The 15,923-nt window shown below is 66.9% G+C and carries 14 protein-coding genes; 4 read left to right on the top strand and 10 right to left on the bottom strand.

Annotated features, from left to right (window positions below; genetic code table 11):
- Positions 1-5 precede the first annotated feature (5 nt).
- Both NVV99_RS24025 and NVV99_RS24020 read left to right on the top strand, forming a co-directional pair.
- On the top strand, positions 6-158 hold the full coding sequence (locus tag NVV99_RS24025) for a recombinase family protein (protein ID WP_084295212.1): 153 nt from the start codon (positions 6-8) through the stop codon (positions 156-158).
- 875 nt (positions 159-1,033) lie between these two features.
- Entirely contained in the window at positions 1,034-2,038 is a 1,005-nt protein-coding gene (locus NVV99_RS24020; RefSeq protein WP_260783131.1) for a DUF4192 domain-containing protein, read from the top strand.
- A 137-nt stretch (positions 2,039-2,175) separates the two neighbouring features.
- On the opposite strand, the gene NVV99_RS24015 is transcribed toward NVV99_RS24020, so the two are convergent.
- Genes NVV99_RS24015 through NVV99_RS24000 form a run of 4 tightly spaced genes read right to left on the bottom strand, consistent with a single transcriptional unit; the run spans position 2,176 to position 4,140 of the window.
- The gene (locus NVV99_RS24015) at positions 2,176-2,346 is read right to left on the bottom strand and encodes a hypothetical protein (RefSeq protein WP_019288673.1); all 171 of its coding nucleotides are present in this window, start codon (positions 2,344-2,346) and stop codon (positions 2,176-2,178) included.
- Complete coding sequence (locus NVV99_RS24010) at positions 2,325-2,990, bottom strand: hypothetical protein (RefSeq protein WP_157127033.1); 666 nt, start codon at positions 2,988-2,990, stop codon at positions 2,325-2,327. Before NVV99_RS24010 ends, NVV99_RS24015 begins: the two co-directional genes overlap by 22 nt.
- Before the next feature lie 18 nt (positions 2,991-3,008).
- Positions 3,009-3,578 carry an HNH endonuclease gene (locus tag NVV99_RS24005; RefSeq protein WP_033098633.1) on the bottom strand — a complete coding sequence of 190 codons (570 nt, stop codon included), beginning with the start codon at positions 3,576-3,578 and terminating at the stop codon, positions 3,009-3,011.
- A 10-nt stretch (positions 3,579-3,588) separates the two neighbouring features.
- A complete protein-coding gene (locus NVV99_RS24000; protein ID WP_033098634.1) occupies positions 3,589-4,140 on the bottom strand; it encodes a hypothetical protein in 552 nt (183 codons plus the stop codon).
- Between the two features lie 250 nt (positions 4,141-4,390).
- Between NVV99_RS24000 and mobF the strand changes: the two genes are divergently transcribed.
- Positions 4,391-8,677 carry a MobF family relaxase gene (mobF, locus tag NVV99_RS23995; protein ID WP_121209457.1) on the top strand — a complete coding sequence of 1,429 codons (4,287 nt, stop codon included), beginning with the start codon at positions 4,391-4,393 and terminating at the stop codon, positions 8,675-8,677.
- A gap of 48 nt (positions 8,678-8,725) precedes the next feature.
- Entirely contained in the window at positions 8,726-9,877 is a 1,152-nt protein-coding gene (locus NVV99_RS23990; RefSeq protein WP_121209458.1) for a hypothetical protein, read from the top strand.
- Positions 9,878-10,336: 459 nt separating this feature from the next.
- Here NVV99_RS23990 and NVV99_RS23985 read toward each other — a convergent pair whose 3' ends face one another.
- The 6 genes from NVV99_RS23985 to NVV99_RS23960 are packed head-to-tail and all read right to left on the bottom strand — an operon-like array spanning position 10,337 to position 15,919.
- On the bottom strand, positions 10,337-10,810 hold the full coding sequence (locus NVV99_RS23985; RefSeq protein ID WP_121209459.1) for a MaoC/PaaZ C-terminal domain-containing protein: 474 nt from the start codon (positions 10,808-10,810) through the stop codon (positions 10,337-10,339).
- Complete coding sequence (locus tag NVV99_RS23980; protein ID WP_244213135.1) at positions 10,807-11,070, bottom strand: AMP-binding protein; 264 nt, start codon at positions 11,068-11,070, stop codon at positions 10,807-10,809. Before NVV99_RS23980 ends, NVV99_RS23985 begins: the two co-directional genes overlap by 4 nt.
- 37 nt (positions 11,071-11,107) lie before the next feature.
- Positions 11,108-12,268 carry an acyl-CoA dehydrogenase family protein gene (locus NVV99_RS23975; RefSeq protein ID WP_121209460.1) on the bottom strand — a complete coding sequence of 387 codons (1,161 nt, stop codon included), beginning with the start codon at positions 12,266-12,268 and terminating at the stop codon, positions 11,108-11,110.
- Between the two features lie 8 nt (positions 12,269-12,276).
- Entirely contained in the window at positions 12,277-13,059 is a 783-nt protein-coding gene (locus tag NVV99_RS23970) for an enoyl-CoA hydratase/isomerase family protein (protein ID WP_121209461.1), read from the bottom strand.
- A complete protein-coding gene (locus NVV99_RS23965; RefSeq protein WP_121209462.1) occupies positions 13,056-14,732 on the bottom strand; it encodes a long-chain-fatty-acid--CoA ligase in 1,677 nt (558 codons plus the stop codon). Before NVV99_RS23965 ends, NVV99_RS23970 begins: the two co-directional genes overlap by 4 nt.
- A gap of 11 nt (positions 14,733-14,743) precedes the next feature.
- Entirely contained in the window at positions 14,744-15,919 is a 1,176-nt protein-coding gene (locus NVV99_RS23960; RefSeq protein WP_121209463.1) for a thiolase family protein, read from the bottom strand.
- Between the last annotated feature and the right edge of the window lie 4 nt (positions 15,920-15,923).

Here is a 15,923-nt window from a genome sequence, read left to right as displayed (position 1 = left end):
TTGGAATCCTGATCGGATATGCCCGATGCAGCACCGCGGGCCAAGATCTGCGAGCCCAACGCACGGCCCTCAAACGCCTCGGAGCCCGCGACGACCGGATCTACACCGACAAGGGCTACACCGTCGCCGACGCCCACACCTACGCCGTCCGCAGCTAGAGTCACGGCGTCGAAGGGGCCGCGACTGCTCGAACCCGGTGATCCCCCAGGTCACCGAGTTCGGGCCGAGGCCCCGCAAGGGATCTTCGGACCGAGAGTTGGGCAGTAGCGGCCCCCCGGACTCGCTGGACGGGACTGTAGCGCATCCACCAGACACCACCGACCATGATCACGAAGGGTGGACTTCGGTGTTGTTGGGCCACCTCCGCCGCGCTGCCTCTACGGGCCACCGAGCGGGCTCCGATCCCATCCCCGACCCGGTCATTCGAAGGCAAGCCGGCGCGCAGCGGTGGCGCGGCAGCACCAGATTCAGAGGCCGGCCGATCCGAGTCCGCGAACGAGGACGTGCGTGCCGCTCGCGGACGCCGCAGAACCGCGGCCAGGACGAACAGTGATGCGATCGCCGCAAACCGAGACCTGGACCGGGTGAGCCGGCCGCAAGAAACCCCGCCGCCAACAATGCGTCGAGCACCGCCAAGAGCAGACAGGTACCGAATCCCGCACGACCGAGCAGCATCTTCTGTACACCCCCATCACTCCCCCATCCTGTGGCCGTGTCCAGCACCTCGATGCCGGACACGGGCCACCTTCGGTGTCCACCGAAACGAGCGTCGCTGCCGCGCCGCCCTGCACAACAACTCCGAGAAGGCGCCCTTCTGGCCATCCGATTTTGACCTGCGGTCCGCTTCGCACAACCCCCGGCGCTGCGCGGCCTGGTGGCCCGGAAAATTCTTTCCCCCGCTTCGCTCCTCGAAAGATTTTTCCGTCCGGGGGTTGCACTCCCGCGGCCCTGTGCAGGTCGTCATCTCCTTGCCAGAAGGGCACCAAGAACAGGCGGGCCGAGCAGGTCCGCCCCGACACTGAGGAGGCGGCTCATGACCGAGCCCATCAAGATTGACAACACCGGCGAGATGATCGCTGCCATCCCGGCCATGCTGGGCTTCGTGCCGTCGCAGTCGGTCGTGCTGGTCTTCCTCGCGGGAAACCGGCTATCCCACATCGCTCGGATGGACTTCGGCGAGATGGACCATCCGCTCGTCACCGCTGCGATCAACCGCTCCAATGACACCGAGGGCGTGTACGTCATCGTGGTCGCCGAAAGCCGCACCTTCCACGAGGTGCTCGACGAGTCCGAGCGGGTGATCGCCATGCTGCTCGGTGCCGGAGCCGATGTGTGGGGCAGCTTCTACACCCCGAGCATCCGCGGCAGCGAGACCTGGACCGACATGCGTGGGCTGTTCGAGACCGGCACGGTCCCCGACCCCGCCACCACCGAGGTGGGCGCCGCGACCGTACTCAACGGCCGCACCATCGCCCGCGACCGCTCCGAGCTCACCGCCCGCTACCGCCGCAAGGACTCAGTGACCGTCACCGATCGTCAACGCGCCCGCGCCGCGAAAGAGACGATGGGAGAGGAGTTCGCGAGCAGCATCATCCGCGAGCTGGCCGAGCTGGTAAGCACCCGCACCACCCCCGACTCCGCTCTCGCCGCACGAGTCGGACTGCTGCTCACCACCGACATCCACGCCCGTGACGCCATCTTGGGACTGGCGGTGATCGACCCGAACGTCGCCTCCGAAACGATGGAAGCGATCGCCAGCAAGCTGCGCACCCGCGAGCGTGTGGCAGCGTTGACCGTCGCCGGGTTCTTCGCCTACGTGAACTTCCAGGGACCGGCCGCCGGAAGCGCGTTCACCGCCGCCCGAGAGGAAGCGACCCAGCACCCGCTGTGCGACACCCGGATGCTCGGACTGCTCGAGCAAGCCCTCACCGCAGGGCTGCACCCGACAATGATTCGCAAGCTCGCAGGCACCGGAGTCCGTATCGCCCGCGAGAAGTTCCGCGTCGAGCTCCCCGCGCCCAGCGGCGACTGGATCTGACAGCACAACACGGGCGAGGCCCCCGGAATCCCTAGTTCCGGGGGCCTCGCCCGTTGCGCTGGAGCGTCGGTCAGGCATCGAGCCTGACCGACGCTAGCGCACGTCCTACAGCGCACAGCATAACCACGCGCACGCCGTCAGAGACCGTCGCGCTCCGCATCGTCGGGGAACACGAAATCGACCGCCGACGGTTGCGACCGGGACACACTCTCACCGCTCACGATCGCTTTGAGCTCGCTCTCACTCGGACGGATGTCGTGCTTGATCGCGTCGTACAACTGCTTTTCTACGTGTGACCGTTCCACCATATTGACCCTCCTGCCGGCCTGGAGTCTGCTCCTGCGCGTCGGGATGCGGAGGTCGGGTCACTGGTTCCGACCCGTATCTGTGTTCTACAGGCTGCTCGCGCGTTCTGCGCACGAGCCAAGCTTCCTGTCACGCGCGGATCGTCGATGTTCTCCGCGCGACTGATTCTCTTCTTTAGTCGGCTACCTCGACGAAACTTGGAGGTCCAAGGCGACCAGGCTGCTGCGCTCAGTTCGATTGCCGCCTCCTGGACAAGATCGGCCAACCGACGATCGATCCCTGCATCCTCCTCGTCCCCGCCGCCTGCCTCCCAGTTTTCGTTGCTCTCCCACCAAGCGGTGTAGGCGAAAATCGTGTATTGCTCGACAACCCGCTGCGGAATTTGGGAGACCAAGGCGGCAGCTTCCAGTTCACGGATGCTCTCGCGGAACCCTGGACCGATTGTGGTCGTACTCGCCCACCGCACGGTCTCGGTCTGCGCCAAGTGCTTCAGCACCTCGCTTCTCAGCTGGCGACGTTGCTGTGCGCCGATGAGGTACTGGCCGATAAACGAGCCAATGCCCAGTGCACTGATGACAGAAGCGATAGCGGGTATGTCCACCACGAAATCGTAGTAGTGCTGCGGAAAAGACGAGGTCGCACCCATGCAGCACTGCTGATCGCCTCAGAACAAGGTGCCTTGACAATCACCCGGATTGGTCTTGGCATGGAACAACGCAGCTTCGTCGTAGCCGTTGCGCAGTGCTTCACGGATAGCGACAGATCGCTCGTAGCGTGAGCGCCCTTGACCGTCGAGCAACGCATGACCAGAAAGTCTTCCCTGGGCGATCGCGTAACGCACGTTCTCACTGTGCGTGGACTCCACCAAATGCCCCAACCCGACACGCACGCACAACGGCTCGTTGCACTTGTGCTCGCACACCACATCCGGTGTCAGAGGCCCGTGCACCAGCTCCACCGAGAAACGATGCGCAAGCATCGTGCGTTGCCGGTTCTCACGCTGGAAGTTGAACCGCCCGTACCCGTCGGGCGCACTGATCGCACCGACCCAGTACCAACACGTCGGGGACTTGACGACCTTCGACCAGAACGCCGCGATGTTCGCCTTCGACGGTCGCAGCGAATTGTCCACCACCCGGACCCGCCGCGGCCGTTCCTCCGACTCCTCAGCAACGAACTCGACGTCGAGATCCGGGAACCCGATGTCGAGCGCGGGTTCCACATCGTCAGTCATGACCGCAGCATCACGACGCCGCAGGCACCGTCTGCTGATCGTCGGACGACGGTGCATCCGACTCGGCGACATCGGCGGCACCGAGATCTGCCTTGGCTTGCATGATGAGCTTCTTCGCTTCGCGGGTGCTCACGCCGAGCAACGGTGCCAGCTCCGACGCCGAGGCGCTGCGACTGAACGTCACGATCGCTTCCGCGTACTCGCGCAGCAGCGACGATTCCTGCTCGCGCTCCTGCGGAGTCAACGTCTCCGTGCCGGCTTCCATCTCCCGCTGGATCTCGGCGATCTTCGCCGCGTACTCCTCTTGGATCTTCTTGATGCGACGATCCCGGGTCTGCTCGAGCCGTTCGATCTTCTTCAGCGGAGCCTGTGCCCGCGAGGCGACCGTTACTTCGAGCTTGGACAGCTTGTCCGTCGCTTCATGGATGGGGCCGGCCAACGCTTCGAGTTCCGCCTGACGAGCGAGCAGTCGCTCCCGTTGACGGCGGGCGTTTTCCCGAACGTTCGGCGTCGTGTGCGGACGAAGTGAGCGGCGAGATGCCGGTTGGGAAGTCGAAGCCATAGGCCGGAAGTGTAGCGGCTCGCGCCGGTCGCGGGGAGGCCGACGACCAGAACCGAAGGCACTCCGCTGTCGTCCTGATCCGGTCACCACACCGACAAACCGTGACGCTCACGCTCCCAACACACGCAGCTCCGCTGCTCGGACAGGACCATCGAGGTCCTGTCCGGCCTTCGACCGAACTCCGTTCGCTCGAACAATCTTCACACACCTCATGCACTGAAGTGCCGACGTGGCATGATCAACTTCCGTGATGACCGTCCACAAGCTCAACGCCGGGGACGGTTACGTCTATCTCACCAAGCACGTCGCGGCCGGCGACGCCACCGAGTCCCGCAAGGCAGATGCGGTCGACTACTACCTCGCCAAGGGCACCCCGCCGGGCATCTGGTGCGGCAAACTGGCCGAAAAGGTCGGCGTGCAGGTCGGCACCGAAGTCACCGAATGGGCGATGCGGTCGGTGTTCGGCGCGGCCCGCACCCCGGAGGCGTTCGATACCCGGCCGGGGAAGAACGCCACGCTCGCCGAGCGCCTCGACTGGTCCAGGCGCACTGCCCTCGGGCGGGCGTTTTCGTGGTTTCAGGGCAGCCAGGAGTACGTCAACGACGTCGAGGAACTGTGCACCGCGCACAAGGGTCGGCACGGCGAATACCCGGACACCGACACGAAGAGGGTGATCCAGTTCGCCACCGCCCGCAAGCACCTGGCCCGTCAGAAAGGCCACGCAGCGGAGCTGCTCGGCGACGACGACATCTGGACCTTCGTCGCCGAGCAGTACGGCAAGGCCCGCTCCCCCGTCGCCGGCTACGACCTGGTGTTCACCCCCGCCAAGTCCATCTCCCTGTTGTGGGGACTCGGCGACGAGAAGGTCAAGGCCGCCGTCGAAGCCGCGCATGCGCAGGCGGTGTCCGAGACGTTGGAGTGGCTCGAGACCGAGGTGATCTACACCCGCCGCGGCGCGGGCGGTGCCCGCAGGATCAAGGCCGACGGACTGCTGGTGGCCCGGTTCGATCACTACGACAACCGCGCCGCGGATCCGAACCTGCACACCCACTGCGCGGTGCTGAATCGGGTGCTGGCCGAGGGCACGTGGACCACCATCGACGGCACGATTCTGTACAAGGCGAACGTGGCCGCCTCGGAGAAGTACAACACCCGGGTGGCCGATCTGGTGGCCCGCACGCTCGGGGTCACCTTCGCCCCCCGGCCCGACACCCCGGTCGGCAAGCTGCCGGTCCACGAGGTCGAGGGTATCCCGCTGACGCTGATCGAGGAGTTCTCCCGCCGCTCGGCGATCGAGGCACGCCAGGAGGAGTTGGCGCGCGAGTACAAGACCCGCTACGGCAAGAATCCGCCGAAGAAGGTGCAGTACGCCCACGCGCAACAGGCCACCCTCGACACCCGCAACGCCAAGAACCCACCCCGGTCGCTGGCCGAGTTGCGGGCCGAATGGCGCCGGCGCGCCGAGGCGATCCTCGCCGGAGACGATCCCGGCGAGCTGGTCTCGGCGGTACGCGGGGACCGCGATCGCCGCCCGGTGCTGACCCCCGAGCAGGTGCCCGCGGTGGTGGAAAGAGTGGTCGAGACGCTCTCGCGGAAGGCAGGCACGTGGACGGTGTTCTCCCTGTCCGCGGAGGTCGATCGGCAGCTGCGCGAGTTCGGTTTTGCCCGTGACGACGAGCTGGCGGCGCTGTACGACAACGCCCTCGAACTGGCGCTGCGGGACTACTGCCTGCCGACCTTCACCGAGGAGTACACCGGTCCGGAGCGGATCACCGACCGCATCGAACGCGGGCTTCGGCGCAGTCATGTGGTGGACCGCGCCGCGATGCGCTACACGGCCCAGGCGGTGCTCGACGCCGAGGACTTCATGCGCCGGCAGGCCGAGACCGGCGATGAGCGCACCGTCTCCGACTTCGTGATCCGCCGCCAGATCCGCCGCGCCGAGACGCAGGCCGGCCACAGCCTCGGGGGCGACCAGCTCGCCCTGATCGAGCACTTCCTCACCGCGAAGAAGAAGGTGGCGGTGGCGGTGGGTGCGGCCGGCGCCGGCAAGACCACCGCCGCCACGGTCATCGCCCGCGCCTGGGAGAGCGCGCACGGAACAGTCGTCGCGCTCGGTCCGTCGGCCCGGGCCGCCGACGTGCTCGGGGAAGAGATCTCGGTGCCGGGCCGCACCATCGCCGAGGTGCTCACCCGCCACCGGGCCGGGATCCCGACCGGCATCGCAAAGGGCAGCCTGCTGCTGGTGGACGAGGCCGGCATGGCCTCGGCCCGCGATCTGGCGGACCTCACCCGCATCGCTTTCGAGGCCGGGGCGGTGGTGCGGCTGCTGGGGGATCCGCAGCAGCTCGCCTCCGTCGAAGCCGGCGGTGTGTTGCGCGATCTCGCCGACCTGACCGGCGCCCCGTTCCTCGAGAAGGTGCACCGGTTCGCCACCGAGGGTGAGGCCGAGGCGAGCCTGCGTTTGCGGTCCGGAGACGTGTCGGCGCTGGACTGGTACGAGCGCCAGGGCCGCATCCGCGAGGGTATGGCGCACGAGCTGGCCGATGCGGTGTTCGACGCCTACGTCGCCGACGTCGAAGCCGGCCACGTGACGTTGATGCTCGCCCCCACCAACGATCTGGTGCGCCGGCTCAACGAGAAGGCTGCCGCCTACTACCGCAGCAATGGCACCGTCACCGGCCCCGGCGTCGTGCTCGCCGACGGTCTCGAGGCCGCGGTCGGGGACGTGGTGGTCACCCGCAAGAACAACTCCAAGTACGTCGTCCAGCACGCCGACGGCACCAAATCGGGCCGGGTGAAGAACGGCGATCTGTGGACCGTGGCCGCGATCGGCACCGACGGATCGCTGCGGCTGCGCAACACCCTCAGCTCCGGGGAGGTCACCGTCGCCGCCGACTACCTCACCGAGAACGTGCAGCTCGGCTACGCCACCACGGTGCACCGGAGCCAGGGCATGACCGTCGGCACCTGCCACGTGCTTGCGGCGGCCAGCATGGATCGGCAGTCGTTGTATGTGGCGATGACCCGCGGCAGGCACGCCAACATCGTCTACGCCGCGCACGACGAGCTGCCCGACTGGGACGTCGAACACGCCCACGACGAGCACCCCGGTGCGCTCGGGTTGCTGGCGAAGATCCTCGGCCGGGACGGCTCGCAGCGCACCGCGCATCAGATGATCGAACACGCCCAGCGTGAGGCGGCGTCGTGGTCGCGGATCACCGAGGTCTACGGGCTGGCGGTCGGCGCGCTGTACGAGGACTACACCGAGACGCTGCTCGGGCAGATGCTCACCGAACGGCAACTCGCGTGGGTGCACGAGTTGGGCGGCTGGGACGCCATCGTCAAGCATGTCGCGCAGGCGGAAACCTTCGGCTGGGACACCGAGGGTCTGCTGCGCGAGGCGGTCGCGGTGATGCGGGAGCACGGCACGGCCGGACGCCTCGACGACGGCACGAACGCTCCCGGCCGGGTCCTGGCCGCCGCACTGAAAGACCGCATCTCCCCCGCCGACGGACCCGCTCTGCCACGCACCCGAGGCGACGATCTGGCGCGTTACAAAGTCCCGGCCCTGACGGACGCGGCGGCGCAGAGGGATCCGATCCTCGCCGCCTACGCCCGCGCCCAGCAACAGCAGATGCACGCGTTCATCGACTCCTATCTCACCGCCGCGGTCGAGCAGAACGCCCCGTGGCTCGCCACCGTCGGTACCCCCGGGGACGACCCGCGGCGGGTGCAACTGTGGCACACGACGGTGCGCGAGATCGCCGTCTCACGAGTGGTGTCAGGGGCACCCGACGACGAACACGATCCCCTCGCCTACCTGCGCGGTGCCCGCCGCGAAAAGGTCGCCGCCCGCATCGCACGGCTGACCGCAGCGCCCACGACGCGACGGGAAGCGGCGACGCCGGCCTCGCCGTATGCCCGCTACAGCGATGCCGAACTCGCCGCAGCCCGGCGATCCAGCGTCCGGCGTCTCGGGGAGGATCGCCGGCTACTCGCCCTGGCCGAGCAGGAACTCGCCCGCGTCAGCGGCACCGACTCCGCGGTGACAGCAGTCGATGAACGCGTCGCCGAGGTCGAACGTCAGGACCGGCAGATCCAGGCAGTGCGAGCGTCCCGGGCTGCTCTCGGCCGGCTGCGCACCGATCCGGCTGCAACCCCAGAGCAGATCGCGGTAGCAACCTCGGCGGTGTCGGTGGCCGAACACGCCGCACCGCCGGAACGCGACTGGCCGATCATCGAACGCTCCGCACAGTTCAACCGGGCCGCAGCTGCCCGCTACGACCGCGCCCGCGTGATCGACGACCAGGTCATCGGCCGGGTTTCCGACCGCATCACCCGACTGGGTGACGGACTGCGCACCGAAGAAGCCATCCTCGGCCGGATCGACGCCGAAATTGCCCGACGCGACCGGCGGGGAACACCGACCGATGCACGCCGGCCCCGCCCCGAGCCGACACCACCTTCGTCGGCGAATCCGGACCCCGAGCTGGACCCGACGCAGCGTGAGTCCGGCCCCGAGGTGGATATGTGACACCAATACCCGCTGACCCCGAGTCGAGGAAAGTAAGGACATCCGCCGATGGCTGACACCGAACGCATCCGCCGTTTCCGTCGAAACCGTTCCCCATCGACGGGGAACGCTGCCGCACAGATCGACCCGCCCACCGATCGAGGCGGTACCCCACCGAAGCCCGCAGCGGCGTCGCAACCCCGACCCGCCCCGGTGCAGGCACGGCAGGATGTGGTCGATGTCGCCGCGTTCATTGTCAAGGTCGACACCGAACGCAGTCAGGGCCGGCCCGCTCCTCGGCCGCAGCCGATGCATAACATCCTTGGGGCTTTCCGTGGATCACCGGAGACCCAGACCACCGTGCAGATCCTCGCTGCCGCCGCCACGGCACGGCACTTCGGCGGCGAGAACTCCGCCGCCGCCCGCACGTGGGAGAAGCTCGCGCAGGACAACGCGGCCCGACTCGACGCGATGCGCGCCCAGCAGTACCGGCAGGACCAAACCCGCTACGTGCAGGCGCAGCTGCCCCCGGACGAGATCGACCGGCACATCAACGAACGGATCGCCGCCGACCGTATCACCGACAGGCGTGCCTTCGCCGCAGCCGGTGCCCTGGCACTGAGCTATGTTGCGGTCAAGAGCCTGCCGTCGTTCGACAAGCTCGCCGACCTGTCCCGCGAACACCTCACCGTCGACGAGCCGACCGCGGTCCCCCGCGACGTTGCTTCCCGCCTCGCGGGACAGACCCATGGAGCGCAGACGAGGGAAGCCACACCGGATACCGGGAGCGACCTCGACAAGTCCTCCTCCGCCGGGGACACCTCCGACGAGACCGAACGGGACGTTCAGGCAGACACCGCAGCCGAGGCAGATCCGGATGCGGATGTCTCCGACCAGCTCGGGCAGGTAGCTCAGCCCGCGCCGTTGACCGGGCCTGAGCTGGGCAAGCCCGGGGCTGTACTCGAGAGAGCCGGCCGTGGCATCGCCACCGCGATCGGCCCGGTCAACGGTGATGAGGAGGTGGCGCCGCCGCTCTCGCCTGTCGATCTGAGCCAGCTCAGCCATGAACTGCTGTCAGCCATTGGCGCTGCGATGAGTGGACACCCCCGATCGGTGACCGAAATGCTCAACTTCGAATGCCGACCCGACCGCACCGACGAGATGGTGTTCGCCCCGGATATGGGACTCGAACGCAGTCATGAAGCAACATTCAACTTCTGATGGTTCCTCCGATGGGCGGCATCAAAGATGCCGTGCCGGATACACCTAGCTGCCTCCGCCATCGACGCCTCCGTCGTGAACGCCCGGCGGACGCCGACTGCGCCGCCGTCCGCCGGGCCTTCTCGGCCTTCTTCTTGGTCGGATCCTGCTGTGGATCGGTGATGCTTCCTTCCAGGAGAAAAGGGCTGGGGAGCAGCGGCGTTGTCGAGCGCCTGCAGCCCCGCATCGGTCCGCTCCTAGCCGTTCTTCGGAGCATCCGGGCGAATCAACCGATACGTGAGATCCGATGCAATCGCCGCGGCGGGCTCGGGGAACGGTGGGGATCGGGTGGCAGCACGGTGTTCACTCTGCCGTGGGCGGCGGCGAAACCACCGCCCGCTTCCTATCGAGGCGTGCGTGGTGTCGACGATAAACGCCTCGAGACTCGAAGATGCCCTCGCCCCACACAGTAGTGGATCACTATGTGCGCGATCGAGTGTGGACGTAGGCGTCGACGGTCGCATTCAACACCGGTTTGCGGTGCTGATTGGTCAGTTCGGCCCACGTGGTGACGAGCGTACGGTTGTGATCGCCATCGACAACCTCCTTGACCGTGAGCGTTCCGCTGAGCGTGTCACCGGGACGTACCGGCCGAAGAAAACGGACCTCCCGCAGGGTACGTCCGGCGATCACACTCCAGTCGGCGAACACGCTGGACACAGCCAGCCGTTGGTAGACGGCGAGAGTGTGCAGCCCGCTGGCAATCAGTCCGCCGTAGGTACCGTCCTCGGCGACCGCCTTGTCGATATGGAATCCCTGAGGGTCCCACGCGGTGGCGAACTCGATGAGTTCCTGTTCGGTTATCGGGTGGGTGCCCAACCGGTACCACCGACCGGCCTCGATGTTCTGTCCGTACACGAGGTTCTTGCGTGCGGCGACAGGGTCTGAGCTCATATGGCGCGTACCTCGTCTCGCAACACGTGCTTGAGGATCTTCCCCGACGGACTCCGCGCGATGAGGAACCGATCGGAGTTCGGCGAGATCACCGCGACGCGATCGCCCTTCGTGATGCCGATCGCCAGCAATGCGTTCGCATAGCTGTCGATTTCGGAACCGAATTCCCGGTAGGTGCGTTCCCGGTCGCCGAAGATCAACGCGATGCGGTCGGGGTGCCGCCGTGCGTTGAGTGCGAGCTGCCCTGCAAGTGTTGCCATGGTCTTCTCCTTCGAAGCAAGTGGGGAACCGCGGGGATTACAGGGAGCGGCTGATGAGGACCTTCATGATCTCGTTGGTGCCGCCGTAGATCTTCTGCACGCGCGCCGCCGCATACATCTGGGCGATCGGGTATTCCATCATGTAGCCGTAGCCACCGAAGATCTGCAGGCAGCGGTCGACGATCTCGACCTGTTTGTCGGTGCCCCACAGTTTCGCCATCGACGCTGTCGTCGCGTCGAGCGTGCCGGCGAGATACCGAGTGATGCAGTGGTCCATCAGCGCCTTGCCGGCCAGCACGTCGGTCTTGCATTCGGCCAGGACGAACTGGGTGTTCTGGAAGTCCAGGATCGGCTGGCCGAATGCCTTGCGCTGCTTGGCATACTTGATCGTTTCGATCACAGCGGCCTCGGCCATCGCGACGCCGGCGATCCCGAGGATGAGACGTTCGCGGGGAAGCTGCTCCATCAGCTGGTAGAAGCCTCGCCCTTCGACCCCGCCGAGAAGGTTCTCGGCCGGGACCCGCATGTCCGTGAACGACAACTCGCGGGTGTCCTGTCCGTGCTGGCCGATCTTGTCCAGTACCCGTCCGCGTTCGAAACCGTCGAGGCCTCGGGTTTCGGCGACGAACAGGGAGATGCCCTTCGCGCCGGCGGCCGGGTCGGTCTTGGCGACGATCACCAGCAGGTCGCAGTGGGTGGCGTTGGAGATGAACGTCTTCGAGCCGTTGATGACGTAGTGGTCCCCGTCGCGGATCGCGGTGGTGCGCACGGCCTGCAGGTCCGAGCCGGTGCCGGGTTCGGTCATGGCGACACCGATGACCATCTCGCCGCTGGCCATCCTCGGGATCCACCGCTTCTTCTGGTCCTCGGTCGCGTAGGCGGCGATGTAGTGCGCGACGATCGTCGAGTGCACGTTGAAACCGAAGGCGGTGTCGTGCGCGAGGGCGAGTTCCTGCTGGACGACGGCTTCGTGACCGAAGTTGCCGCCACCACCGCCGTACTCTGCGGGCAGACCGAGACAGAGCAGACCGGCGTCGCCCGCCTTGGTCCAGAACTCCCGGTCCACGTGGTGCTGCTTCGCCCACCGCTCCTGATTCGGAGTGGCTTCTTTGCGGAAGAATTCGGCGGCGTGCTTGCGGAGCAACGCTTGGTCGTCGCTCTCCCAGGGGGCCCGGTATTCGGGGAACAGTTCGCTCATGATCGTCTCTACTTTCCGGTGAATTCGGGCGCGCGCTTGTCCAGGAACGCGGTCTGGCCTTCGTGACAGTCGGAGGAGCGCAGCGCGACGTCGAAGTTGCGCTTTTCGTGCTCGAGTCCCTGCGACAGCGACGTCTCGTAGACGCGCACGGCAGCGTCCTTGGCCAGCGCCACCGCCAGCGGGGAGTTCCGGGCGATGCGCTGCGCCATCGTCAGTGCGTGGTCGAGGGCCTGCCCGTCGGCGACGACTTCGGCGACGATCCCGTCGGCGCAGGCCTTCTGCGCGGAGACGAAGTCGCCGGTCAGCAGCATCGTCATCGCCTTGGACTTGCCGACGGCGTGGACAAGTCGCTGGGTGCCGCCGCCGCCGGGGATGACCCCCAGCTTGACCTCGGGAACACCGAATTTCGCGGACTCGCCGGCGATGACGATGTCGCAGGCGAGCGCGAGTTCGCATCCGCCGCCGAGGGCAAGCCCTTCGACGGCGGCGATCACGGGCTTGCGGTAGGTGCCGAGAGCGGCCCAGATGTCGCCGCCCGAGGCGGGACGAGCGCCGAGCAGCGACTGCTCTCGCAGTGCGTCGAACGCGGTGATGTCGGCTCCGGCGCAGAAGACTCCGTCGGCGCCGGTGAGCACGACCGCGCGCACCGCATCGTCGTTCTTCAATGCGGCGAGCTGTCTCTGGATCGCGGCGAGCAGCTCAGCGGTGAGGCTGTTCTTCGCCGACGGCCGGTTCAGTTCGAGGACCGCGACCGCGCCGTCGCGGGTGCTGCGCAGAACATCCGATGTCATGCCTTCTCCGTTTCGGATGCGTCGTAGAGACCGTCGTGCTCGCTGCGCATCGTCTTCTTGTCGAGCTTGCCGACACTGGTGCGGGGTAGTGCGGCGAGGTGGATCACGGTGTCGGGTAGCTGCCACTTGGCGAACTTGCCGTCGAGCACGCTGTGGACGTCGGCGAGATCGAGTTCGGCGCCGTCGACGGTGACCACCAGCGCGACGGGGCGTTCCTGCCACCTCGGATGCGGCACCCCGATGACGGCGGCCTCCTTGATCTTCGGATGGCCCACGAGTGCGTTCTCCATGTCGATCGAGGAGATCCATTCGCCGCCGCTCTTGATGACGTCCTTGAGCCGGTCCGTCAGCTTGAGGTAGCCGTTGGCGTCGATGCGGCCGACGTCGCCGCTGCGCCAGTAGCCGTCGAGGAAGCGGTCGCCGTCGTCGTCGAGCTGGTGGTAGCGCTCGATGATCCACGGCCCCCGCAGCAGCACCTCACCCTGGCTCGTGCCGTCGTGCGGCAGATCGTTGCCTGCGGAGTCGACGATGCGGATGTCGATGCCGTTGATCGGAAGACCCTGGGATCGTTTGAGATCCCACTTGTCCTCGTCGGAGATCGTTCCGCGCAGCGACGGCTTGAGCGCCCCGTTGATCGTCACCAGCGGGGTGGTCTCGGTGGCGCCGTAGGCGTGGATGACGTCGGCGCCGGTGAGGTCGAAGAAGTCGCGCATCAACGACAGGGCGGGTTCTGTCGCGCCGGACAGCAGGCGGGCGCGGTGGAAGTCGGGTGCCGGGTCGAGGGTCTTGATGTAGTCGAGCATGGGCTGGAAGATCGCCGGCGCGCCGTTGGCGACGGTGACCGCTTCGGCGATCATCGCATCGACCAGCACCGAGGTGTCCTCGGCGACGTAGCGGCCGGGCAGCACGATCTTCGCGGCGCTGTAGGCCGCGGACTGGGGCAGCCCCCAACTCTGTCCGTGGAACATGGGCGTGATGAGCATGACGGTGTCGTCGCTGCGCATCCCGAGGTTCGCGGCCTGCGACAGAGTGTGCAGATAAATGCCGCGGTGCGAGTAGTAGATGCCCTTCGGGCGTCCCGTGGTCCCGGTGGTGTAGCACGCACTGTAGGTGGAGTGTTCGTCGATGATCGGCCAGTCGATCCGCGGCTCGGCCGCCTCGACGAGATCTTCCCAGTGCATGGCACCGGGCAGGCTGGTGTCGATTTCCGACATGGGCTTGTCGGTCATCACCACCCAGGTCTTCACGTTCGTGATCGGGGCGAGTGCTTCGGCAACCGGGAGCAACGACTCGTCGACCAGCACCACCGACGCGCCGCTGTGGTCGGTGACGTATCCCAGGTCCTCCGGTGCGAGACGGAGGTTCATCTGCAGCATCACCGCCGCAAGACCGGGAACGGCCCAATACAGCTCGAAGTGGCGCTTGCTGTTCCAGTCGAGGATGCCGACGACGTCGGCCGGTCCCACTCCGAGTGAGCGCAATGCGTTGGCGCTGCGCATGGTCCGCGAGTATGCGTCGGCATAGGTGTATCGGTCCCAGCCGCCGTCCGCGGTGCGGTAGACGATCTCCTGCTCCGGATATGTGCGGGCGGAGTGCCGGATCAGGGTGGTGGTGTTGAGCTGATAGGTGTCGCCGTGGGTGGACGGCAGTCCCTGAACGATCTCGGGTCCCATGTCTGCCTCTTTCAGATGCGTTCGATGATGGTGGTGTTGGCGGTGCCGTGCGCTTCGCAGATGGTCTGCAGCCCCAGCCGGGTCCGGGAGCGTTCGAGCTCGTGCAGCAGGTCGGTGAGCATGCGGGCGCCGGTGGATCCGAGCGGGTGCCCGATCGCGACCGATCCGCCGTTGACGTTGAGCTTGTCGTCGGGCACTCCGAATTCCTGCGCGAACATCAGCGGCACACCGGCGAACGCTTCGTTCACCTCGAATCTGTCGATGTCGTCGACGGTCAGGCCGGAGCGCTTGAGTGCCTTGTGCGTCGCGTCGAGCACAGCGGTGAACTGGATGATCGGGTCGGCCGCGGCGACGGTCAGCGAGCGGAAACGGGCGCGGGGAGTCAGGCCGTGCGCTTCGGCGAACGCGCGGTCGGCGATCAGCAGCGCCGCGGCACCGTCGCTGATCTGGGAGGAGTTCGCCGCCGTGGTGCGACCGGCGGCGGCGAACACCGTCTTCAGCGACGCGATCTTCCCCGGATCGAGGCTGGCGCGGATGCCTTCGTCGGAATCGATCGTCGGAGCCGACGGATCGTGCGGGTCGGAGGTGATGGGGACGAGTTGATCGGCGAAGCGTCCCTCGCGGGTCGCGGCGAGAGCGCGTTCGTGGCTGCGGATGCTGAACTCGTCGAGGGCCGCCCGGGTGAGCCCGAATCGCTCGTTCATCAGTTCCGACGACGGGCCCTGCGCCATCAGGCCGCCGTCGTAGCGGGCGAGTTCGAGCGGGCCGTACTGCGGTCCGAGGGGAGCTCCCGGCCGGAACGCGGACGGCATGGCCACCTGCGACATCGATTCGACACCGCACGCGATCGCCAGATCGTAGGTGCCGGCCATGATGGCCTGCGCTGCGAAGTTCACGGCCTGCTGTCCCGATCCGCACTGACGATCGACCGTCACCGCGGGCACCGATTCCGGCAGACCCGCCGACAGGACGGCGTGGCGGGCGATGTTCGACGACTGCCGGTCGTGCTGCAGCACGCAACCGGCGATGACGTCGTCGACGAGGACCGGATCGATGCCGGTGCGCTCGACGAGATGGCGCAGCGTGTGTCCGAGCAGGTCGGCGGGGTGCCATGCACTGAGGGCGCCGCCTCGTTTGCCGACCGGGGTGCGCACCGCGCCGACGATCACTGCTTCACGCATGCTCATGGTG

Origin of the sequence: Rhodococcus sp. PAE-6 (genome assembly GCF_025290685.1) — a bacterium.
GTDB lineage: Bacteria > Actinomycetota > Actinomycetes > Mycobacteriales > Mycobacteriaceae > Rhodococcus > Rhodococcus pyridinivorans.
Note: the sequence above shows the minus strand (reverse complement) of the source record. Positions and strands in the feature narration are given on the sequence as shown.